Origin of the sequence: Pseudomonas rossensis, from assembly GCF_039888995.1 — a bacterium.
GTDB lineage: Bacteria > Pseudomonadota > Gammaproteobacteria > Pseudomonadales > Pseudomonadaceae > Aquipseudomonas > Aquipseudomonas rossensis.
In genome coordinates this window covers 1-21,398 of the sequence record NZ_JBBWCB010000098.1, presented here as the reverse complement: position 1 = coordinate 21,398, position 21,398 = coordinate 1, and the positions used below count along the sequence as shown (strand labels likewise).

Below are 21,398 nucleotides of genomic sequence, written 5' to 3'. Positions count from 1 at the left end.
GTTCCCGACTCACCCCACCAGAGCGTGCCCGGCAATGGCGCTTTGCGCAGAGCGGTGAGCTCCTGTGCCGGATACACGCAAAGGCGATCGGCGCACAGTTCAAGTTCGCGCGGCAAACTGAGCATGCCGCACCAGTGATGGGCCTTGGTCGGCATCGGGCTTTCCCACATGTCGAGCCACGCCCACACAAGGCGTCGACCATCGGCGGCCAGTAGCGTTTGCGCTGCATAGAAATCATGACCGTTATCCAGCTCGATAAAAGGCCCGCCCGTGAAGTGCCATTCGTTGTCGAGTCCGCCCACTCGGTAACCCGTCTGGTACTTGTTGAGCCGTTCGTAACCTTGGGGTGACATGCCTTGGGGGGAGTACAGCAGCACATCGCGCCCGTTCAGTCGGAACAGATCCGGGCACTCCCACATATAGCCATCGCCCTCGCTGCCGCTAGACACATAGTCGAGGAACTCCCAGGTGTGCAGATCGGTGGAACGGTACAGCGGGAGCAACGGCACATCGCCCAGACGTGCGCCGGCAATCAGGTACCAATCGTCATCTTCCTGCCATACCTTGGGGTCACGGAAGTGCATGATCGTGTCTTGCGGCGCGGTCTCGATGACGGCGCCATGCTTGACGAACCGGATGCCGTCGATACTAGTGGCCAGGCACTGGACTTGACGGATCGAGCGCTCGTCACCCACTTCCCCCAGCCAGGTGTGCCCGGTGTAGATCAGGGCCAGGGTATCTCCACACACCACCGCGCTACCGGAAAAACAACCGTCACGGTCGAAGTCATCGCCGGGCGCCAGCGCAATGGGCAGATGCTGCCAGTGGACCAGATCGGCACTCTTGGCATGCCCCCAATACATCGGGCCCCATTTCGCTTCGAAGGGGTGGTGTTGATAGAACACGTGGTATTCGCCACGAAAGTACACCACCCCGTTAGGGTCGTTCATCCAGCCCGCAGGAGGGGCAAGATGATAACCGGGCCGATAATCGTCGATGACGTGAGACAGACCATCACTCAGCGCATGCTGCGCAAGGTCAAGGGCGGAAGACATTGGGTCGTTCATGGGATTCAAATACACAGTCATAGGGCGCTTGCTCGTGCCGAGCGCAGAGAGACGCCATCCGGCAGGGTTTCAATGGCTTGTGGGTGGCGCCTCAAGGCCGCGCCGTCGGCGTCGAACAGGTGCAGGTTGTCGATGTCCAGCTGCAGCTCAACCCGATCGCCCGCTTGCCATCCGGCGCTGACTTCGCAACGACAGATCAGTGGCTCGTCTTGACCTGTCTCGAGGTGCACATAGGTTTCGCTGCCCAGGTATTCGACCGCGGTAACGACGACGCCAGCGGCTCCATCCGCCGCCTTGAGCGACACATGCTCCGGGCGAATCCCCAGGCTCAGTTGCGTGCCCGTCGTCAGGTTCGAGCTGTCGAAGGGCAGGGGCGTGATACCCCATACGAGGGTATCGACCAGGCTGGTTTCGCCTGACGTCTGCAGGCGCGCCGGCAGAAAATTCATTCTGGGCGAACCGAGGAAACCGGCGACAAAGCGACTGGCCGGGCGTTCATAGAGTTCGCGCGGTGAGCCGACCTGTTCTACGCGGCCGCCATTGAGCACGACAATTTTGTCGGCCAGGGTCATCGCTTCAACCTGATCGTGGGTGACGTAGATCATGGTCGAGCCCAGCCGATCATGCAGTCGGGCAATTTCGTTGCGCATCTGCACCCGCAAGGACGCATCCAGGTTGGAAAGCGGCTCATCGAACAACAAAATGTCCGGTTCCCGGGCCATGGCTCTGCCCATGGCCACACGCTGACGCTGCCCTCCAGACAGCTCCTTTGGCTTGCGTTGCAGCAGTTTGTCCAATTGCAGGATTTGCGCCGTTTTCAGCACCCGCTCGCGCAAGCTGCTCTTTTCAGTCTTGGCCAGTTTGAGGCCAAAGCTGATGTTGTCGTAGACGCTCATGTGCGGGTACAGCGCATAAGACTGAAACACCATGCCGACACCACGCTCGCGCGGTTCGAGGTCGTTGACCCGACGCCCGTCTATCAGCAGGTCGCCGGCGCAGATCGAGTCCAGTCCCGCGATCAGTCGCAGCAGGGTCGACTTTCCGCAGCCCGAAGGGCCAACGAACACCACGAATTCACCCGCAGCGATCTCCAGGCTAACGTCGCGAAGAATCCGCATGCCGCCCAATTGTTTGTTCACATTGTCCAGTTTCAATTTGATCACGATGCTGTTCCTTGTCTTTGTTGGGCATCAACCCTTTAACGCGCCGGCAGTGAGACCGGAAACGATTCGGCGCTGGAAGATCAGCACCAGAATCACCAGTGGGACGGTGACCACCACCGAGGCGGCCATCAACAACCCCCAAGGCAACTCATGGGGACTGCCACCGGAAATCAAGGCGATGGCGACCGGAACCGTGCGTTGCGTGTCGGTGAGGGTGAAGGTCAGGGCAAACAGGAACTCGTTCCACGCTGCGATGAAGGCCAATAAGCCGGTGGTGACCAGTGCGGGCCAGAGCAGCGGCAACAGCACGCGGGTCAGCGTGACCCAGGGCGAGGCGCCATCCATGATTGCCGCTTCTTCCAGTTCATGGGGCAGTTGTCCCATGAACGTGGTCAGCACCCAGACGGTGAAGGGCAGGGTGAAAATCGTGTAGCTCAGGATCAATGCCCAGGACGTGTTGTACAGGCCCAGGGCGCGGATCACTTCGAACAGCCCCGACAGTACAGCGACCTGGGGAAACATCGACACGCCGAGAACCATCATCAGTACCGTGCCACGCCCACGGAATTTCACCCTTCCCAAGGCATAGGCGGCAGTCACACTGAGGAACAGCGCCAGCGTCACCACGCAAAGCGCAACCACCAGCGAGTTACCGATAGCCCGCAGGAATGAGGCTTGGTGGAGTACCGCCGCGTAATTGGAGAAGTCGGGGCTTTCGATCCAGTAGCTCACCTCGAACAAAGCGCTGGATGGCTTCAGCGAAGTCACGATGGCGTAGTAGAAGGGGAAAACCGCATACAGCAGCAACACCCCGATCAGACACCAGAATCCGAGGCGCACCAGCGCTTTTTTCAGTAGGCGCAGGTTCATGACCGGACCTCCAGTTGACGGCGTCCGAGGTAGAGATAAAGCATGGCAATTACCGCAACCACCAGAAACAACAGCGTCGAGGCCGCGCTGCCGTAACCAACGTCCTGGAACTCCACCAGGTGCTGGCGGGCATACACCGACATGCTCATGGTGCTCGATGAGTTCGAGGTCAGCACATAGATGACGTCGAAAACCCGCAGGGAGTCGAGGATGCGGAAGATCGCCGCCACCAGCAACGCGGGCATCAGCAATGGCAGCGTGACACGCCAGAACACCCTCAGCGGATGAATGCCATCGACCCTGGCGGCTTCGTAGCAATCGCTCGGCAACATCTGCAAGGCAGCCAGCATCAGCAGCGTGACAAAAGGGACGGTCTTCCAGACGTCGACGATAATCACCGCCCACATCGACAGGTCCGCATCTGCGGTCCAGGCCAGGGGCGCGTCAATCAGGCCGAGGCTCAGCATCAGGTGATTGATGATGCCGAACTGGTCATTAAGCATCCATGACCAGATCTTCGCCGAGACAATGGTAGGAATTGCCCACGGAATCAGAATCAACGCGCGCACCAGAGAGCGGCCGGTGAACTTGATGTTCAGCAGCAACGCCACCAGCAGTCCCAGTACGACTTCCAGTCCCACCGACACCACGGTGAAATGCAAGGTGTTGCGCACTGCGTTCCACCATTGAGGATCGACCAGGATGCCCGACCAGCTGGAACCGTTGTGGAACAGATAATTGCTCAAGCCGACGAAGGATCCGCCACCAGTGTCCGCCAGGCTGGCGTCGGTCAGGCTGAACCAGAATGTGCGCAGTAGCGGCCAGGCCGCCACCAGGGCCAGACACAGCAACATCGGCGTCAGAAATAGCCAGGCAGCGCGTACGCGGCGACGTTGTACGGGCGTTTCTCTGGTGAGCAGGAGCTCGTCACAGGGGGCATGGGTAGTAGAGACAGACATGGTGATTTCCTTCCTTGTGGCTTACCAGTTCCGGCGTTTGATGCGCGTGAGTTCGCTTTCCAGTTCGGCCAGCGCCTGATCGACAGGCAACTCGCCCGCCAGCACGCCATGCACTCGATCGAAGAACGCATTGGAGACTCGTGGATAGCGATCGGCAGTTATGGATGCGGGGCGCATGACCCCATCGTTGAGAATGCTGAACAGCTGACTGTAATAAGGCATTGCCGCGAGCAGTTCGGGATCTTGATAGAGCGACTCGATAACCGGGTTATAGGCACCGATCAGGGCACGATGTTTTTGCTCTTGGGCACTGGTCAGATAGCTCACCAGCTCTGCGGCAAGTTTTGGATGGGCGCTGTAACGCGATACCGCCAGGCCCCAGCCACCGAGGGTGGATGCATGGCTGCCGGTCTTGCCGCCCCGGGGCAGGGGAGCGACCCCAACCTTGTCTTTTACGGCACTGTCCTGGCTTTGCACCAGGGCCCAGACATAAGGCCAGTTACGCATAAACAGCGCATTTCCCGATTGGAATACGCCACGTCCTTCTTCCTCGGTGTAATTGAGTACGCCACGCGGGGAGATGTCTCCTACCCAGCTTTTCGCCAGGGCCAAAGCAGTTCTTGAGGCCTGACTGTTGACCACGATGTCACCTTGTGGATTGACCAGTCCGCCTTCCGGTTGGCTGCTGATCCACTCCAGCGCATTACACGTCAGACCCTCGTAGGCGCGTCCCTGAAAGATGTATCCCCACACATTGGCGTTCCCGGCGTTGCGCTCAGCCTGTTGAATATCCTTTGCGGTAGAGGTCATTTCCTCCCAGGTCTGGGGAACCTGCTTGTCGTACTTCTCGAGCAAGTCCTTGCGGTAATACAGCAGGCCTGAATCGGTGAACCACGGCATCGTCACCAGCCGTCCGTTCACCGTGGCGTTATCCACCTGTGCCTGGAAATAGCCTTGGGTCGCGTTGGCGGGAAGCACCTCGCGCAGATCCATCAGATGTTTGGCCAGCATTCCCGGCCACACCATATCGATTTGAATGATGTCGATGTCAGTGGACTGCGCACTGAGGATCTGTTGGTAGAACGACAACCTCTCGGTCGCCGAGTTAGGCGTGGAAACTACCTCGACGTTGTTGCCAGTCTGTTTCGACCATTCCTCGACAGCCTCCTTGCAGAGTTGTAATTCAGCACCCACCGCACCGCACGAGATCGTCAAATCCACTGCGCTCGAGACAGACGGAAATCCGGCACAGAGGGTGAGCAGTGCTGCTGGAAGGAGAGATTTCAGCTGTTTCATAGAGCCCCCTTTATTTTTGTTTTTAGAAAAGTTAACGTTAACATCGCCAAATGTAGCAGCGTATTTGCGATGAGGCATCCTTTTTTTCGTCGATTGCGACAATTCACAACTCACGAAAAATGGCCGGTCGCGGGAACAAAACAATAAAAACAAAACAGGGAAATCCACATGCAGAAAGCATCAGGCTGGCTACTCGCAGGCGTGCTCGGCACATCGGCGGCAACCTCTCAGGCCGCGACTCTGGAAGAACGCATGGCCGCGTTTGAAGCTCGTACCAGCGCAGCGGAAAAGCGTGCAGCCGCAGCCGAACAGCAAACCCAGGCACTTGCCAGGGAGCTGCAGCAGATCAAACTGACCACTCCCGCCTTGCAGTCCGTTGCGTCTACCGCAGCAGCCCTTTCGGCGCCTGCTTTGGACACTCGACTGGCAAAACTCGAAGCCCGTCAGCAAAGCATGGAAAAGCAGGGCAGCAGCGGACACCTCACTGACGGCTTCAGCTTCAAGGGCTACGCCCGCTCCGGATTGCTGATTAACGATGGGCTTGGTGGCGGTCGTGGCGGCCCATATACAACCCCTGCTGGTTCAGTCGGTGGTGCCGTCGGGCGACTGGGTAACGAAGACGACACCTACATGCGCATAGACCTCTCGAAAGAATCCTATGCGCAGAACGGCACCCGTTCAAAATTCACGGTGTCCATCGCCGATGGAGTGGAAAGCTCCAATGACTGGACGGCCGACGAAAGCAACCTGAACGTGCGGCAGGTATTTACAGAGCTCGACCATCTCGCTGCCTTCAAGGGCAATTCAGTGTTCGAGAACGCCACCTTGTGGGCGGGCAAGCGATTCGATAGAGACAATTTCGATATCCACTGGCTGGACTCGGACATCGTCTTTCTGGCCGGTACGGGGGGTGGTATCTACGACGTGCAGATGAACAAGAACTGGAGCTCGAATTACTCCTTGATCGGGCGTAACTACGGAGATTTCAGTGAGGGCGGTGTCAATGCCGATGTGGAAAGCTACATCCTGACCTCCAACCAGTTCTTCGATAATGGTCAGTGGCAGTGGATGTTCAATGGCATTGGCTCAAAGAAAAACGACTTCGGCACTCGCCGCAATGAAGCGGGCCTGACGCCTGCGGATTCCGGCTTGCACAGCATGCTGGCCAATCACCAGAAAAACTTTTTCGGCAGGGAAGGCTTCTTCAAAACGGCACTGCTCTATGGGCAAGGTCTGGGGGCAGAGGTCAAGAACATCGGTTCGGATGGCGAACTGATCGACGACGCCCGCGCTCTGCGTCTGGCGCTTTATGGTGAGACACCAATTGCACCGGGCTGGCGTATCGGCCCCAGCTTGTTGGCCGAACAGAGCAAGGACAGATACGTCAAGGGTGACGACTACCGCTGGATGACCCTGAACGTGCGGTTGGCCAATGAAATCAACAGCAATTTTGAGATGGCCTACGAAATGAGCTGGCAAACCATGGACCTCGACCCCAAGGGCTACATGCAACGCAATGCGGTCGACGGTAACTTCTGGAAATTCACGGTCGCTCCGACATTCAAGCCTGACTTTGGAGACCTTCTCACACGTCCCGAATTGCGAGTGTTCGCAAGTTTCATGAACTGGTCTTCGGATCTGGACAGATACAGTTCCACAGACAACTTCGGCAAGACGGACTTCAACGCCGGAGGTGTGTGGCAATACGGGATACAAATGGAAACCTGGTTTTAATAGTTGAACGCGTCCGGCCGATCAGCCAGCAGTTATCCCTACGACAAAAAATTGAGGAAATGACGATGGTATTGCCTCGCGCAGTAGTATTTGGCGAAGCCCTGACTGACCTTGTCCAGGGTGTCCCTGGACAGTGGAAAGGCTATCCAGGCGGCGCTCCCTGGAACGTGGCACGAGCGCTAAGTCGCTTGGGCGTCAGCAGCGCCTTTGCGGGTTCTATCAGTACGGACTCTTTGGACGACGAGATAGCCTGGCAATCAGAGACGGCAGGCCTGGATATGCGATTTATCCAACGGGTAGACCGAGATCCCTTGGTCGCCATTGTTCCATCGAGCCGTCCGCCAAGATACTTTTTTGCTGGAGAGGCCGATCTGTTTTTTGATCCAGATCTGATGCCCGAAGGATGGAGCAACCAAGCAGAGCTGTGTCATTTCAGCTGCATCAGTTTGGCTCGACAGCCACTCGCAGACAGGCTGGTTAAAATTGCTCAGCAGGCCAAGGAAACCGGTAAACGGATTAGCTATGATCCGAACTGGCGCAATTTAATGGATAGCCATTATCGGGAGCAGACCTTCCCTACGATGACTACTCTTGCTGACATGATTAAGCTTTCCGACGAAGACCTTCGGCAAATTTATCCAGGGCTGACCGAGCACCAGGCAATGGATGAACTTCGCGCTCTTAATCCTCAGGCACAGATCCTTTTTACCCGAGGGGAACACGGGATGGTTCTCCACACCCCGGACAGCCAACTCGAGCAGCCAGCTATTGCCGTGAAAGTGGCAGACACGGTTGGAGCAGGAGACGCTTGTATGGCTGGTTGGTTGGCTGCGGAGTTGCTGGGGATCGCAGACTTGGGAGAGCGCTTGCGATTTTCAGCGGCTTGCGCATCCATATCTTGCCGCCATGCCGGAGCCCATGCTCCTGCGCTAGCTGATGTGGAAGGTTTACTGGAGCTGCTAACACATACCTGACCATGGCCTTGTCCTGAGCCGTTGGCTTGCTGGTGTAGGGCTTTCGTTCTGATTCAGGTTTGGCTGCATAGGTCGTTACCGCTTCAGGATCGCGCTGTAGCTTTTCTTGAACTTGAGACTCCAGCATCGTACGAAGATGTGTGTGCCTTAACCCTGATTCATTCGATAGGTCGTCGCGCCCCAGTAACGGTTACCGTTGCTTTTTTTGCGAGTCCATCCGGCAGCTTCCAACTGCTTCGCGATCATTCGATTCATGAATCCATGACCGAGCAGAAGCACTGCCCCTTCGCTGGTAAGGGACTGAAGTCGTTGAGCTGCCGTATTAGCTCGTGTTCTGGCCTTACGGGCAGACTCGACCTTCCCTGAGAACCCGCACAACCATAAAATTCGAAGAATAAATGCCCACGTAAACGGTGAAAGGCGCGGCAGTGTCCATCGTCCATAGGGCAACTGCGCCTCGCAGAAAATCTCATCTATAAGGGTGGGCTGAAGGCCCAGCGCCCGAACAGATGTCAGCGCCCGGGGCGCACTGCTCGACACGATCACTTTGGCGGTAACGGCCAGCTCCATGGGGACGCGATAGTATCAATCACAATGAATTACTGAAAGTGGAAGGGGTGGTGGTCAATCAGTTCACCGGGCATACCGGCTTGCACCAAAATCATCGTTGATGAGCTGTTGGCAGAAGGTTTGCCTGTGCTACCGGTTTACCTGAGCAGCTCCGTCAAGATGCGCGAATCTCACGAAGTTTCAGTACCCATCATCCATTTGGCCCCTCGGCATAAGCTTTCTCGGGAGTTTTTTTGTTTACTGGATGCTCTGGAGCGAGCCGCTTAGCTTCATCAATGACGGGTTGCTACAAGCGTAATCGACCCCTCTGGTTGTCCCTCCAGCTAGCGTCAAATGAGCCGGAGCCGGTGATTCAAGCCAGTTCGTGCAGCTGAAATACTGACGAAACATTCTGGCCATATGATTCGCGTCACTGAAATCCAAGGAGTTGGAGATGAATCGACCATCAAGAAGCATGCGCAAACTGCTCGACTCCGTCGCCACTAACAATGAGGTAGCGGCGCTCGATATGATGCGCGCAGTAGAGCAGCTTCAAGACGAAGTGCTACGCCAACGGTTGCTCAACATGATTCACCGACTTAACCAGGACGCTATTGACTTACGAACGGCGCGTGACGATATCCAGGGCGCAGCCATAAAGCTCGCGTGATCGGTCTCGGTGACGTCTCTTGGTCTGTATGCCGCACTGGTCTCTTGGGCCAAGGGCGTGTTGAACCGTCCCGAGCTATCCCGGTGGGTCAGCCGGGTAGTTGAGTCGACGTTCATCTGCTTCGGAGCAGCCATCCTGACCATGCGTCGACAGGCTGCATAAGAGGAGGGCGGTTAGGTACCGATTACCGCAGCACAGGCGCCAAAACATCACTACTGAGTTGATGCAGAGCCTGCCTCTTTCAGGCCAGGGTAATCATCGAGCGCAGGGCTAGACTCACCATCGTCCATTGGCTCGCGCACTGATTTATGTATCACTCCGGCTTCAACATCCGCACGCATCTGATCGAGCTCCCTGTGAAATGCCTTTTGGGTACATGCCTGGGATGATTCCGTGATCGACAGGAACGCAGGCAGTGAGAGAGTACAAAGCTACGATCCCTTTTCGATTTCCAGCGTGCTGATCATTGGTTGTTGACATCTACATGGATATCCATGGCTGGATCGGCTTGAACGCATAAGAATGGTGATGTGATAAAGGTGATTGAAAGCCTTATCTCCTTGAACGCGAGAGTTCGGCCTATAGCTAGTCCGACAGGTAGTAGGGACACCTTATGTATGGCTGCTTGGCGTACGTAAGGATATGCTGCCCCCCGACTTCATATATGCCAATAAAAACCAACCACAGTGACGTTATGAGCCAACCAGAGACGCGTGCGACTGCCCTAACGCTGTATCCAGAGGACTCCCGCGAGGCGGCGGCTCTGCTGAAGCAGGCCGTACCACTGATGGTGCGTCACAACATTCCACCGAATCCCGTGCACTATGCTCTCTGGTACACCTACAGCAAAGGTCAGGAGCCAGAGCTTAATCGTCATCTGGACAGGCTGGTCAAAGACTTCGACTGTTTCCCTCCCGAATCTGCTACGAAGCTTTTTCGCGATTACATCATTCGTGACGAATTGGAGGAGGCGCGCGCAGGGCAACAACAAGCGATTGATCTGGTTGACGACATGGAGCGTAATGTCTCGCGTAGCGTGAATGGCAGTTTCAACTTTCAAGCCAGTCTTGGCCATTGCATGGAAATGCTCGCGGAGCCGGTCGACAAGAGGTTACCCGCCATTCTTAGCGAGCTGCAACAGAGCACCCAGGTCATGCAGGATCAGCAAGAGCTGTTCCTCTCCCAGCTGCACTCAGCGCAAAATGAAATTAAGAGTCTGAGAGACAAGCTCGAGCGAGCCCAACTGGCTGCATCTTTGGATGGGCTGACTAAGGTGTTGAACCGAGCTACGTTCACTCGCTTGCTGGAGCATGCATTGATCAACGCTCCTCTTGGGGTGGCATTGGTCATGTTGGATATCGATCATTTCAAGCAGTTCAATGACCGGTATGGCCATCCTTTGGGCGACCGCGTACTTGAGCATGTTGGTCAGGTGTTACGGAACTCAATCCCGCCTCTGGCCCTGGCGGCACGCTATGGTGGTGAAGAGTTCTGTGTAGTCCTGAAAGAGTGTTTTGATCTCACCAGTGCTCATACTTTTGCTGAGCAGCTGCGCATGAAAATTCAGGCGCTGCGGATCAAGGTTCGTGGCACGGATGAGGTGCTAGATACTGTAACTGCGTCTTTTGGTGTCGCCATCGCCAAAGCTGGTGACGATGTGGAAAGCCTTCTGACTCGTGCCGATGATGCGCTCTATCTAGCCAAGCGCAGCGGGCGCAACCGAGTGAGCTGAAAAATCATTGATGTATTTTATCTTTTTAAAACTGCTGTCTAGAAAAGCGGATATGTCGAAGGAGGGCTTTTACGAATCAATCTGGTGAATCATCAGCCCGATCTGTTCGATCATAAGGCCCGGAGTTATCAGGCTCGCCGGCCTTTTCTACGAGTGGTCGCAGTTTGAATCGACAGACATTCCCGCCGCGCACCATGCACTCCGTGTGATCGACTTCACCACCGCCTAACGCTCCGATCAACGCCAGGTCCAGTTCGCAGACCACCGGGTGGGCCGCGGCCAGGCGGTGGAAGACGCAGTTATGCGCGACGATTTCCTTATCGTCGGACGAGCGAAAAAACACCTCTGCTTCGTATCCCGCCTGGTTCATGTGCTGCACGATTCTGGCTTCGTCAACCACCTGATGTTCGCGGTCCTGGGCCAGTTTTCGGCCCATGCTGCGCATCAGTGAAGCCAGGGCATCGTGGCCGATGATGTCGGCCACTTCCTCGATCAGCACACTGGCCAGCATCTGATATTGGCGAGGGAACTGCTCGCGCGCATGGTCGGTGAGCCGATACAGCTGCTCCGGACGCCGGCCCGTCGGCCGGGTTTCGCCGCGCAGCACCAAGGCGTCACGCTCAAGCGCCGCCAGATGCTGGCGAACCGCGGTGCGTGTCACCGAAAGATGATCAGCCAACTCGTCAATGCTCATGCCGCCCGCATGGTGCAGCAACGCATTGAGCAGGTCCTGCTGTGTACGGCCCAGTCCTTCCAGCATGGTTTGCCCTCGCGCGGTATCAGAACTTGTCCGGGAACTGCTTGACCAGTGCGGCCGTCAACGCGTCAGCGGCGACTTTGGCTTGCTGTTTGTCCGCTGCCTGGTTGGCGATCGCGTAACTTCTGATCCAGAAAATATGCTCGACCCAAAGGTCGCGCAAGACCAGGCGTGTGGTCAGCGCGGCGCTGTCGGCGGAGGCTGGAGCGGCGGGGGTGTTCTGACTCCAGGCCGGTTGAGCACAGAACGCCAACAGCATTAAAGCCAGGGCTTTGATATTCATGACGGCACCCCCTGGTGATGGGATTGCTCGACAATATCAATTAAAGCATATGAATATGTTTTTATTGGGCGCAGACCAAATTCGCGGATCAACGGAAGTTAAATGGGGAAAGTAGGGGCACCGTAGCCTGGATAACCGGTGCCCCCCGAAGTTTAAGCTCGGAACAGAGTTCCAAAAAATTCGATAACACCGCCAGCGGTTTTGCATATTGCTGGGTGTAGTCAGCGCGACTCGCCATTACAATGCAACACGTAGTAGCTCATCATTTATAGGGATATTGGCTAGTGGATGACAACAGAAGGCCCATCAAGACGCGCTCTGCGGGCTGGGCAAAACGCATCACCGACATTCTGGTGAAAAGAGACATTTCCCCCAATCAGATATCCGTCGCCAGCATCGTCTTCGCGTTTGCCGGCGTCGTGGCGCTCAATATTGATAGCGGTGTCATTGGATCGATCTGCTGCGCGATCGGCATTCAGTTGCGCCTTCTGTGCAACCTCTTCGATGGGATGGTGGCGATAGAGGGCGGCAAGAAGTCCGATATCGGCAGTCTCTACAACGAATTCCCGGACCGGATTGCCGACAGCCTGCTGATCGTAGGGTTGGGGTATGCCATTGGGCAATCCGACCTCGGGTGGTTTGCTGCCCTGGCGGCGGCACTGACTGCTTATGTCAGGGTGTTCGGCGGCTCGATTGGCCTCAAGCAGACCTTCATCGGCCCTATGGCCAAGCAGCATCGAATGGCCGTAATGACCGCAGGACTGCTGCTGAATGCCATCGAAGCCAGCGTTTACGGCACTCACTACGTACTGTTGATCGCGCTGGCTGTCATCGCCATTGGCTCAGTCGCAACCTGCGTCACACGAACGCTGGCGATCACCAGGCAGCTGAAAGGGGCCGACCATGTGGATCAGTAATGCGCTGATTTCTGTTCTTCGACTGCTGATTGGCGTCACGGCCAGATGGGAGAGCCCGCCGGATCTCACGCGTCAGCGAATCTATTTCGCCAATCACACCAGTCACATGGACACCTTGGCCATCATTGCGGCCCTGCCGCCCGAGGCCAGGTTAAATGTGAAGCCGATCGCCGCTGCCGATTACTGGGGAAAGAACCGGTTTCTGTCGTACATCTCCCAGAAAGGCCTGAATGCCGTGTTGATTGACCGTAAACCGGCGCCCGGTAAAAACGCGCTGGAGCCCATTTTCGATGTGGTGCAGGCGGGTCATTCGATCATCTTTTTTCCGGAAGGCACTCGCTCATCCGAGGCACTGCCCGGGGAATTCAAATCAGGTCTTTACCGGTTGAGCGAAACCTTCCCCGATGTCGACCTGGTGCCGATCTACCTGGAAAACCTTCATCGCTCCATGCCCAAAGGCAAACACGTCCCTCTGCCGATCATCTGCACGATCCGTATCGGCAATCCGATGGAAAGGATTGCTGGCGAGGATAAACAGGTGTTTCTGGACCGCGCGCGTAACGCCATTGTGGGGCTGTCGAAATGAGTCTTGAAGCAAAGTTTTTGTGGTTCTTTTTTGGATTGGCGTGCTTGCTGGCGATTGCTTCGCTGGCCGGTCGATTGCTGGCCCGGCGGGTCAAAACGGAAGGCGCTGTCTCGACCATCGAAAACCTCAATCAGCGCGTGAATGCCTGGTGGGGGATGGTCATCATCTTCTTCGCTTCCTACCTGCTGGGCGGCAATGCAACGGTCGTTCTGTTCGGTTTCATCTCACTGTTTGCGCTCAGGGAATTCATCACCCTGACGCCGACCAGACGAGGTGACCATAACGCCCTGTTTTCGGCGTTTTTCATCCTGATCCCGCTGCAATACATTCTGATCGGTACGCACTGGTATTCGATGTTTACGCTGCTGATTCCGGTGTATTCATTCCTGCTGTTGCCGGCGATTGCGGTGCTGAGCCAGGACACTGACGGCTTCCTGGAAAGAACGGCAAAGATCCAGTGGGGCGTGATGATCTGCATTTATTGCATCAGCCATGCGCCCGCACTTTTGCTCCTGGATCTGAAAGGATTCACGGGCCAAAACGCGCTGCTGCTGTTCTATCTGGTGTTTGTCGTTCAGTTGAGTGACGTGTTGCAGTACGTGTTCGGCAAGCTCTTCGGCAAGCACAAAGTAGCGCCGCTGGTGAGTCCGTCAAAAACGATCGAAGGACTGGTCGGTGGAGGCCTGTCTGCAACGCTGATTGGCGGCTGCATGTTCTGGATGACCCCCTTCAGCTTCTGGCAGTCACTGACGATGTCGTTCGTCATCGTGGTGATGGGTTTTCTCGGTGGGCTGGTCATGTCGGCGATCAAGCGCAGTTTGAGCGCCAAAGACTGGGGAACCATGATCAAGGGCCACGGCGGCATGCTCGACCGGATGGATTCGATTTGCTTCGCCGCGCCGATCTTCTTTCACCTGACGCGATACTTCTTCTCCGCTGCCTGATTCAGGCGCCCTCAAAACCGAAAAAACATACCGCATGTCGTAAAGACATGCGCGTATGGACATTCGCTTCATTAACCACTCGTGCCGGTCGATAACCTTTTCAGCAAACCAATCCGCAGTTGGCTTTACGCCACTGACAAACGTGCTGAGAGAGGATCCACAGAGTGTCCATAAAATTACGTTTGATTCTGCTGATTGGCACCGGGCTGATAGCCGCGTTGATCATGAGTCTGGTCAGTTACCTGGGAAACACCCAGATGGCTGAGGCGGTGAATGACAATGAGGTCAGTATGGCCGTGCTGCACAATCACCTCGAAGCCGACATGATGCACGACGCATTACGCGCCGACGTGCTGTCGGCGATGCTGGTCGGGTTGGGTAAAAGCACCAGCAGCAAAGCCGAGGTGCGCAGTTCCACCGAGGAACATGCAGCGAATTTTCGTGAAATGCTCGGTGAAAACCTCAAGCTGCCGGTTAACGACACCCTTAAAACGGGCCTGAATAAGATCAAGCCCAGCCTCGATACCTACATCAGCGCAGCCGAACGCATCGTCGCGCTGGCGCTGGAAAATCCGGAAGCCGCGCAGCAACAACTGGGCAATTTCAGTAGCGTATTCAGCCAGCTGGAAGATCAGATGGCCGCGCTCAGCGAACTGATCGAAACCAACACCCAACAGACCAGTGCCGACACTCAGAAAGTCATCAGCAACGCCAATTTCACCCTCGGCGGTGTCCTCATCGCCAGTCTGTTATTGCTGCTGGCCCAAGGGCGCTCGGTGATGCTGAGCATCATGGGGCCGTTGAAAACCGCCAGCCGCATCGCCGAGAGCATCGCCCATGGCAACCTGAGCGAACCGATTGTCGAGCCCACTCACAACGACGAAGCGAGCGCCCTGATTCGCAGCCTCGCTACCATGCAGCGCGACCTGCGCGGCATGATCGAAGTCGTGCGCAGCAACGCCCACGGCGTGAGTGGCATGAGTGAACAATTGAGCAGTGGCTGCCACGAAGTGGCCGGTAGCAGCCAGCAGCAAAGTGTAGCCGCCAGCACCATGGCAGCGGCTGCCAGCGAAATGACCGCGAGCATCGAGGAAATCACCCGGCATGCCGAGCGCGCACTGAACATGGCCAATCAGGCCGAGGCACTGGCCAAGGATGGCGGTCGCGTGATCCATCAGGTGGTCAACGACATGGACGGTATTGCGCGTTCGGCGCAGCAATCGGCCCAGGTGATCCGCACGCTGGACAAGGAGTCCGAAGGGATTTTCAGCATCATCCAGGTGATCAAGGGCATCGCCGACCAAACCAACCTGCTGGCGCTCAACGCCGCGATCGAAGCCGCTCGTGCCGGTGAGCAGGGCCGTGGATTTGCCGTGGTGGCCGACGAAGTGCGCAGCCTGGCGGGACGCACCAGCGCCTCCACCCAGGAAATTGCCACGATGGTGTCACGCATCCAGCAAAGCACCCGCGAGGCGGTGACCAGCATGGAGGCGGGCGTGGCGCAGGTCGACAAGGGCATGGCCGTGACCGCCGATGTCGAGCGCGCCATCCGCGAAATTCTCGACGCCACGCTGAACACCACGCAACTGGTCAATGACATTACCCGCACCATCGGTGAGCAGAGCCTGGCCAGCAATGAAATCGCCCATCAGGTCGAAATGATTGCCGGCATGTCCGAAGGCAACAGCAAAGTCATTGGCCGGACCGCCTCGACCACCGATGAGTTGTCCACCCTGGCAGGCAAGCTGTCGCAGTCGGTGGATCGGTTTCGGCTTTGATGCGGGGCTACAAGATCGCAGCCTTCGGCAGCTCCTACGGGGTTTGCGTACATCCGGGACGTACGCAATCGATGTAGGAGCTGGCGCAGCCTGCGATCTTTTGATCTAGAGGTACTTATCCGTCACCGCGCCTTCCGAGGCGCTGGACACGGTCTTCGCGTACTTGGCCAACACCCCGCGTTTGTACTTGGATTCCGGGCGCACCCAGCGGGTCTTGCGCTCGGCCAGTTCGGCGTCGGAGACATCGACCGTGATCTGACGTGTTTCGGCGTCGATGGTGATTTTGTCGCCGTCTTCAATCAGCGCGATCGGCCCGCCATCAAAGGCTTCGGGCGTGATATGCCCTACTACAAACCCATGTGAACCGCCGGAGAAGCGGCCGTCGGTGATGAGCGCAACGTCCTTGCCCAACCCCTTGCCCATGACCGCCGACGTGGGCGAGAGCATTTCGCGCATGCCGGGCCCTCCCTTGGGGCCTTCGTAGCGAATCACGATCACATCGCCGGCTTTGACTTCGCCGTTGAGGATACCGGCCAACGCGCCTTCCTCTCCGTGATACACACGAGCTGTGCCTTCAAAGCGCAAGCCTTCCTTGCCGGTGATCTTGGCCACAGCGCCGGTGGGCGAAAGGTTGCCGCGCAGCACCACTAAATGGGAGTCCTTTTTGATCGGTTGGTCGAAGGGCAGGATCACGTCCTGGCCTTCGGGGTAGTCGGGTACGTTTTCCAGGTTTTCGGCCAGGGTTTTGCCGGTGACCGTCAGCGCATCGCCATGCAGCATGCCGGCGGCGAGCATGCGCTTCATCAGCGGCTGGATGCCGCCGATGGCCACCAGTTCACTCATCATGTATTGACCGCTGGGGCGCAGGTCGGCCACCACCGGGGAAATCTTGCCCAGCTCGACGAAATCATCCAGCGTCAGTTCGACATCCACGGCATGCGCCATGGCCAGAAGATGCAGCACGGCATTGGTCGAGCCGGCGAGGGCGATCACCACCCGAATGGCATTTTCAAAGGCCTTGCGGGTCATGATGTCGCGCGGTTTGATGTCTCGTTTAAGCAGCTCCATGACCTGCTGGCCGGCGCGGAAACTGTCCGACGCCTTGTCGCTGCCGACGGCCTCCTGAGAGCTGGAACCGGGCAGGCTCATGCCCAGCGCCTCAATCGCAGAAGCCATGGTGTTGGCGGTGTACATGCCGCCGCAGGAACCAGGGCCTGGAATCGCCACTTCCTCGATTTGTTTGACCTGAATCTCGCTGATATCCCCCCGCGCGTGCTGACCCACGGCCTCGAACACGGAAATGATATCGGTGTGGCCGGCGCCCGGCCGGATGGTGCCGCCATAGACGAAGATGGAAGGGCGATTCAGTCGCGCCATGCCGATCAGGCAGCCCGGCATGTTCTTGTCACAACCGCCCACGGTCACCAGACCGTCAAAGCCTTCGCAGCCGGCCACCACTTCAATGGAATCGGCAATCACTTCCCGTGACACCAGCGAATACTTCATGCCTTCGGTGCCGTTGGCGATGCCGTCGGAAATGGTGATGGTGTTGAAAATGACGCCCTTGGCACCGGCGGCATTCGCGCCTTTTTCGGCTTCAATCGCCAGTTTGTCGATGTGCATGTTGCAGGGCGTGACCATCGCCCACGTGGAGGCGATGCCGATCTGCGGTTTCTTGAAGTCCTCGTCCGTGAAACCCACGGCACGCAGCATGGAGCGGCCGGGCGCGCGCTCCACGCCGTCGACCACTTGGGAGGAATATTTGCGCAAATCGTCTTTGTCGCTCATGACTGCTCCTCATAGGCTCGTCGAGAAAATCACGATGAGTATAGTGGGCTCAGCGCCCGTGCCCGGACTATCAAGTCGGGAACAGACGCGCGGGTTTGCCGTGTCGTGATATTCTTCGCCCTAACTTGCTTTGACCTATTCAGTTTGCGCGTCCTTGAGACGCGCCAACAGAATCACTGTCGCTCAAGTAGCTGAAGCCAATAAAGATAAAAAGTCAGTTCAGTAGGGACATATAAACTGAGGTCGATGGAGACACGTCGGCCTTGTGTGCCCACCCTCCAATCCTTATGAGTGCGGAACCCACAGCATGCTGCCTGCATGCCGTGAGCCAGGGGCCTCAAGCATGGGGATGGAAGGGCGGATGGCGTTTTATCATAGGTGCTACACATGTTTAAAAAAATGAACACGGCCCTGCTGGGGCTGGCTTTGTCGATGGGGATCGCGTCCGCGCAAGCGGAAGAGGCAAAGAAAGTCGATGTGCTGCTCATTGGCGGCGGCATCATGAGCGCGACCCTCGGTGTTTGGCTCAATGAGCTGGAACCGGGTATGTCGATGGAAATGGTCGAGCGCCTCGACGGCGTCGCCCAGGAAAGCTCCAATGGCTGGAACAACGCCGGTACCGGTCACTCTGCCCTGGCCGAGTTGAACTACACCCCGGAAGACGATAAAGGCAACGTTCAGATCCCGAAAGCCGTTGAAATCAACGAAGCCTTCCAGATCTCCCGTCAGTTCTGGGCCTGGCAGGTTCAGCAAGGCGTGCTGAAGAACCCGCGTTCGTTCATCAACTCCACGCCGCACATGAGCTTTGTGTGGGGCGATGACAACATCAAGTTCCTGAAAAAGCGCTACGAAGCCCTGCAAGCGAGCCCGCTGTTCGCCGGCATGCAGTACTCCGAAGACCCGGCTGTGATCAAGAAGTGGGTTCCGCTGATGATGGAAGGGCGTGACCCGAACCAGAAAGTCGCGGCCACCTGGTCTCCGATCGGTACCGACGTCAACTTCGGTGAGATCACCCGCCAGTTCGTTGCGCACCTGCAAACCACGGCAAAGTTCGACTTGAAACTGTCTAGCGAAGTGCAAGACATCACCAAGAACGAAGACGGCAGCTGGCGCGTCAGCTACAAAAACCTGAAAGACGGCACCAAAACCGAAACCGACGCCAAGTTCGTCTTCATCGGCGCGGGCGGCGGTGCACTGCACCTGCTGCAGAAGTCCGGTATTCCTGAAGCCAAGGAATACGCAGGCTTCCCGGTAGGCGGCTCGTTCCTCGTGACCGAAAACCCGACCCTGGCCGAACAACACCTGGCCAAGGCCTACGGCAAAGCCTCCGTTGGCGCACCGCCAATGTCGGTTCCGCACCTGGACACCCGTGTCCTGGACGGCAAGCGCGTCATTCTGTTTGGCCCATTCGCGACCTTCAGCACCAAGTTCCTGAAAGAAGGCTCGTACCTGGACCTGCTGACCACCACCACCACGCACAACGTGTGGCCAATGACCAAAGTCGGCATCAAGGAGTACCCGCTGGTCGAGTACCTCGCCGGCCAACTGATGCTGTCTGACGAAGACCGCCTCAACGCCCTGAAAGAATACTTCCCGAACGCCAAAGCCGAAGACTGGCGCCTGTGGCAAGCCGGCCAACGCGTGCAGATCATCAAGCGTGATGAAGCCGCGGGTGGCGTGCTGAAGTTGGGTACTGAGATTGTTGCTTCGCAAGACGGCACCATTGCTGGTTTGCTGGGCGCATCGCCGGGTGCATCGACTGCTGCGCCGATCATGCTGACCGTGCTGCAGAAAGTGTTCAAGGACAAGGTTGCTAGTCCTGCCTGGCAGGAAAAGCTGCACCAGATCGTGCCGAGCTATGGCACTCAGTTGAATGGCAGTCCTGAGAAGGTGGCTGAAGAGTGGGCTTACACCGCCAAGGTGCTGCAGCTGACTCCGCCGCCGGCGATTGGTCAGGTGGTGGCTCCGGCTCCGGCTGCTGCTCCGGCTGCTCCGGCCAAGGCGCCGAAGGCTAATGCTGCGACTGATATGGCTCTGTAACTAGAGGCCAAATCAAAAGCCCACTGAACCGGTGACGGTCAGTGGGCTTTTTTGTAGGCGCAATTCAGTTCTTGCAGGTTACGCAACACTTAAGGCCGAAGCGGGTGGACCGCTATCTCAATACTGCGTTGGTTTTTGCTCAACGTCCTTCGAGCCGCTAGAGGTGGCCGCATCTTTGTCCGTCGCTTCCGAGTCGGCACCGGAGTTTGAACCCGCAGCTTCCTCACCTTTTTTGTCGGCCTTGTCCTCCTTGGATTCAGAGCCCTGAGCCTGGTGGATTCCGGGAAGCGCGGCAGGTGGCACAGCAGAGTCTTCAGTCACCTTTTCGGCAGCCAGTGCGAAAAGCGAGCAGGCAAACAGGCCCGCGATCGTGAGAGCAGCAATTGTCCTGTTCATCATTTAGGCCAGCCATGTGAGGGGGTGTACAACGTTGGAATAACCGGGAATGGGAAGGTGCTGGGAAGCTGACAAGCGGTGGTGGCTCCTGAGTTCACAGCTCCAGAGATGGCCAAAGCAGTGCCTTCATCCGTCGCGACAAAATGGCTTAAGCTAAGCGAAGGCTGGAATGGAACATCTCGACTAAAGGACGCGACATTTATGGAAATCCCTTTTTCTCAAATCAGCGAGCGTTTGAACAATCGCCGATTTTCGGTAGCAGACAACGCCCACGGACTGTCCGATGCGCGCACCGTATTTCACTACCATGTCGAGGAAGATGCCATTTGGGGTACTTACCAGGGCGGCCATATCCGCATGGGTAATCAAGTCGGACGCGTGACAGGCCCCGATACCATTGAGCTTCTTTATCAGTGCTTGACTACGGAGGGTGAGACTCTTGCCGGCTGGTCTCGGGGCACGGTGGGCGTTGATCACGCAGGACGTACTACTCTGGCCTTTGTATGGGGTTGGTTGTCGGGCGCGACGGGAGGAGGGGAGTCGAGCTACGTCGAGCTTGCCGCGTAGCGGTTAAGCAGAAAAAGTCGGACTCCGCCGCCGGTGATTGGTCAGGTGGCGGCTCCGGCTATTGTTCCAGAAAGGTGAACGATCATTCGTCGTACATCAATTCCAGGCTATTTATCCATTCATTCGGCGCATTGTATCTTGCGTAATAAATCTCCCTTTCTGCTCCGCTTAAATTAGTAAAAAACAGCGAGAAGTAACTGTCGTTATAGTGTAACTGATCCATAAACCCCACCTATCCAAACAGGCGGCGTCTGAGGTGGGGAGGAATCAAATCATGCTGGCGCGGAGGCCATTCGCGGCGTAGCTACTTCATTTTTTGTGGCTTGAT

The 21,398-nt window shown here is 57.0% G+C and carries 19 protein-coding genes and 4 pseudogenes; 13 read left to right on the top strand and 10 right to left on the bottom strand.

Going from position 1 to position 21,398, the window contains the following annotated elements:
* The 5 genes from WLY71_RS22100 to WLY71_RS22080 form a co-directional block, all read right to left on the bottom strand.
* The coding region (locus tag WLY71_RS22100; RefSeq protein WP_347805228.1) for a glycoside hydrolase family 32 protein at positions 1-1,088 on the bottom strand (1,088 nt) is incomplete at its 3' end.
* Positions 1,085-2,230 (bottom strand): ABC transporter ATP-binding protein, encoded by a 1,146-nt coding sequence (locus WLY71_RS22095; protein WP_347805227.1) that lies wholly within the window; start codon positions 2,228-2,230, stop codon positions 1,085-1,087. The genes WLY71_RS22100 and WLY71_RS22095, both read right to left, overlap by 4 nt.
* 27 nt (positions 2,231-2,257) lie before the next feature.
* On the bottom strand, positions 2,258-3,100 hold the full coding sequence (locus WLY71_RS22090; RefSeq protein WP_347805226.1) for a carbohydrate ABC transporter permease: 843 nt from the start codon (positions 3,098-3,100) through the stop codon (positions 2,258-2,260).
* The gene (locus tag WLY71_RS22085) at positions 3,097-4,059 is read right to left on the bottom strand and encodes a carbohydrate ABC transporter permease (RefSeq protein ID WP_347805225.1); all 963 of its coding nucleotides are present in this window, start codon (positions 4,057-4,059) and stop codon (positions 3,097-3,099) included. The genes WLY71_RS22090 and WLY71_RS22085 overlap by 4 nt, the downstream gene beginning before the upstream one ends.
* A 21-nt stretch (positions 4,060-4,080) precedes the next feature.
* A complete protein-coding gene (locus WLY71_RS22080) occupies positions 4,081-5,355 on the bottom strand; it encodes an ABC transporter substrate-binding protein (RefSeq protein ID WP_347805224.1) in 1,275 nt (424 codons plus the stop codon).
* A 168-nt stretch (positions 5,356-5,523) separates the two neighbouring features.
* Here WLY71_RS22080 and WLY71_RS22075 point away from each other — a divergent pair, with 168 nt between their 5' ends.
* A complete protein-coding gene (locus tag WLY71_RS22075; RefSeq protein ID WP_347805223.1) occupies positions 5,524-7,089 on the top strand; it encodes a carbohydrate porin in 1,566 nt (521 codons plus the stop codon).
* A 65-nt stretch (positions 7,090-7,154) separates the two neighbouring features.
* Entirely contained in the window at positions 7,155-8,063 is a 909-nt protein-coding gene (locus tag WLY71_RS22070) for a carbohydrate kinase family protein (RefSeq protein WP_347805229.1), read from the top strand.
* A gap of 147 nt (positions 8,064-8,210) precedes the next feature.
* Here the strand turns inward: WLY71_RS22070 and WLY71_RS22065 are convergent, their stop codons facing one another.
* Entirely contained in the window at positions 8,211-8,633 is a 423-nt protein-coding gene (locus WLY71_RS22065) for a histidine phosphatase family protein (protein WP_347805222.1), read from the bottom strand.
* Between the two features lie 17 nt (positions 8,634-8,650).
* Here WLY71_RS22065 and WLY71_RS22060 point away from each other — a divergent pair.
* From WLY71_RS22060 to WLY71_RS22045, 4 genes and pseudogenes are all read left to right on the top strand, one after another.
* Positions 8,651-8,900, top strand: a pseudogene (locus WLY71_RS22060) (ParA family protein); the annotation flags it as partial.
* Between the two features lie 166 nt (positions 8,901-9,066).
* A complete protein-coding gene (locus WLY71_RS22055) occupies positions 9,067-9,282 on the top strand; it encodes a hypothetical protein (protein ID WP_347805221.1) in 216 nt (71 codons plus the stop codon).
* A pseudogene (locus WLY71_RS22050) lies at positions 9,283-9,444 on the top strand (LysE family translocator); the annotation flags it as partial.
* 532 nt (positions 9,445-9,976) lie between these two features.
* Positions 9,977-11,014: a GGDEF domain-containing protein gene (locus WLY71_RS22045; protein ID WP_347805220.1), complete on the top strand. Its 1,038-nt coding sequence runs from the start codon at positions 9,977-9,979 to the stop codon at positions 11,012-11,014.
* 76 nt (positions 11,015-11,090) lie between these two features.
* Here WLY71_RS22045 and WLY71_RS22040 read toward each other — a convergent pair whose 3' ends face one another.
* The gene (locus WLY71_RS22040) at positions 11,091-11,774 is read right to left on the bottom strand and encodes a helix-turn-helix transcriptional regulator (RefSeq protein WP_347805219.1); all 684 of its coding nucleotides are present in this window, start codon (positions 11,772-11,774) and stop codon (positions 11,091-11,093) included.
* 64 nt (positions 11,775-11,838) lie between these two features.
* Positions 11,839-12,054 (bottom strand): annotated as a pseudogene (locus WLY71_RS22035) (hypothetical protein); the annotation flags it as partial.
* Between the two features lie 284 nt (positions 12,055-12,338).
* On the opposite strand from WLY71_RS22035, the gene WLY71_RS22030 reads away from it, so the two are divergent.
* From WLY71_RS22030 to WLY71_RS31440, 5 genes and pseudogenes are all read left to right on the top strand, one after another.
* Positions 12,339-12,971 carry a CDP-alcohol phosphatidyltransferase family protein gene (locus WLY71_RS22030; RefSeq protein WP_347805218.1) on the top strand — a complete coding sequence of 211 codons (633 nt, stop codon included), beginning with the start codon at positions 12,339-12,341 and terminating at the stop codon, positions 12,969-12,971.
* Positions 12,958-13,557, top strand: coding sequence for a lysophospholipid acyltransferase family protein (locus WLY71_RS22025; protein WP_347805217.1), 600 nt, complete (start codon positions 12,958-12,960; stop codon positions 13,555-13,557). Before WLY71_RS22030 ends, WLY71_RS22025 begins: the two co-directional genes overlap by 14 nt.
* On the top strand, positions 13,554-14,501 hold the full coding sequence (locus WLY71_RS22020; RefSeq protein WP_347805216.1) for a phosphatidate cytidylyltransferase: 948 nt from the start codon (positions 13,554-13,556) through the stop codon (positions 14,499-14,501). Before WLY71_RS22025 ends, WLY71_RS22020 begins: the two co-directional genes overlap by 4 nt.
* Before the next feature lie 164 nt (positions 14,502-14,665).
* Positions 14,666-15,421 (top strand): annotated as a pseudogene (locus WLY71_RS31445) (MCP four helix bundle domain-containing protein); the annotation flags it as partial.
* Complete coding sequence (locus WLY71_RS31440) at positions 15,416-16,279, top strand: methyl-accepting chemotaxis protein (protein WP_425589949.1); 864 nt, start codon at positions 15,416-15,418, stop codon at positions 16,277-16,279. The pseudogene WLY71_RS31445 and the gene WLY71_RS31440, both read left to right, overlap by 6 nt.
* A 105-nt stretch (positions 16,280-16,384) precedes the next feature.
* Here the strand turns inward: WLY71_RS31440 and ilvD are convergent, their stop codons facing one another.
* Entirely contained in the window at positions 16,385-18,067 is a 1,683-nt protein-coding gene (ilvD, locus tag WLY71_RS22010) for a dihydroxy-acid dehydratase (RefSeq protein ID WP_347805214.1), read from the bottom strand.
* A gap of 387 nt (positions 18,068-18,454) precedes the next feature.
* Between ilvD and mqo the strand changes: the two genes are divergently transcribed.
* Entirely contained in the window at positions 18,455-20,107 is a 1,653-nt protein-coding gene (gene mqo / locus WLY71_RS22005; RefSeq protein ID WP_347805213.1) for a malate dehydrogenase (quinone), read from the top strand.
* Positions 20,108-20,224: 117 nt separating this feature from the next.
* Here mqo and WLY71_RS22000 read toward each other — a convergent pair whose 3' ends face one another.
* Positions 20,225-20,503, bottom strand: a complete 279-nt coding sequence (locus WLY71_RS22000; protein ID WP_347805212.1) for a hypothetical protein — start codon at positions 20,501-20,503, stop codon at positions 20,225-20,227.
* Positions 20,504-20,704: 201 nt separating this feature from the next.
* Between WLY71_RS22000 and WLY71_RS21995 the strand changes: the two genes are divergently transcribed.
* On the top strand, positions 20,705-21,070 hold the full coding sequence (locus tag WLY71_RS21995; protein WP_347805211.1) for an avidin-fold protein: 366 nt from the start codon (positions 20,705-20,707) through the stop codon (positions 21,068-21,070).
* The last annotated feature ends 328 nt before the right edge of the window (positions 21,071-21,398 follow it).

Coding starts and splice junctions, on each gene's coding strand:
- WLY71_RS22090 (WP_347805226.1), bottom strand. CDS start 3,100: ATGAACCTGCGCCTACTGAAAAAAGCGCTGGTGCGCCTCGGATTCTGG.
- WLY71_RS22085 (WP_347805225.1), bottom strand. CDS start 4,059: ATGTCTGTCTCTACTACCCATGCCCCCTGTGACGAGCTCCTGCTCACC.
- WLY71_RS22080 (WP_347805224.1), bottom strand. CDS start 5,355: ATGAAACAGCTGAAATCTCTCCTTCCAGCAGCACTGCTCACCCTCTGT.
- WLY71_RS22075 (WP_347805223.1), top strand. CDS start 5,524: ATGCAGAAAGCATCAGGCTGGCTACTCGCAGGCGTGCTCGGCACATCG.
- WLY71_RS22070 (WP_347805229.1), top strand. CDS start 7,155: ATGGTATTGCCTCGCGCAGTAGTATTTGGCGAAGCCCTGACTGACCTT.
- WLY71_RS22065 (WP_347805222.1), bottom strand. CDS start 8,633: ATGGAGCTGGCCGTTACCGCCAAAGTGATCGTGTCGAGCAGTGCGCCC.
- WLY71_RS22055 (WP_347805221.1), top strand. CDS start 9,067: ATGAATCGACCATCAAGAAGCATGCGCAAACTGCTCGACTCCGTCGCC.
- WLY71_RS22045 (WP_347805220.1), top strand. CDS start 9,977: ATGAGCCAACCAGAGACGCGTGCGACTGCCCTAACGCTGTATCCAGAG.
- WLY71_RS22040 (WP_347805219.1), bottom strand. CDS start 11,774: ATGCTGGAAGGACTGGGCCGTACACAGCAGGACCTGCTCAATGCGTTG.
- WLY71_RS22025 (WP_347805217.1), top strand. CDS start 12,958: ATGTGGATCAGTAATGCGCTGATTTCTGTTCTTCGACTGCTGATTGGC.
- WLY71_RS22020 (WP_347805216.1), top strand. CDS start 13,554: ATGAGTCTTGAAGCAAAGTTTTTGTGGTTCTTTTTTGGATTGGCGTGC.
- WLY71_RS31440 (WP_425589949.1), top strand. CDS start 15,416: ATGCAGCGCGACCTGCGCGGCATGATCGAAGTCGTGCGCAGCAACGCC.
- ilvD (WP_347805214.1), bottom strand. CDS start 18,067: ATGAGCGACAAAGACGATTTGCGCAAATATTCCTCCCAAGTGGTCGAC.
- mqo (WP_347805213.1), top strand. CDS start 18,455: ATGTTTAAAAAAATGAACACGGCCCTGCTGGGGCTGGCTTTGTCGATG.
- WLY71_RS22000 (WP_347805212.1), bottom strand. CDS start 20,503: ATGAACAGGACAATTGCTGCTCTCACGATCGCGGGCCTGTTTGCCTGC.
- WLY71_RS21995 (WP_347805211.1), top strand. CDS start 20,705: ATGGAAATCCCTTTTTCTCAAATCAGCGAGCGTTTGAACAATCGCCGA.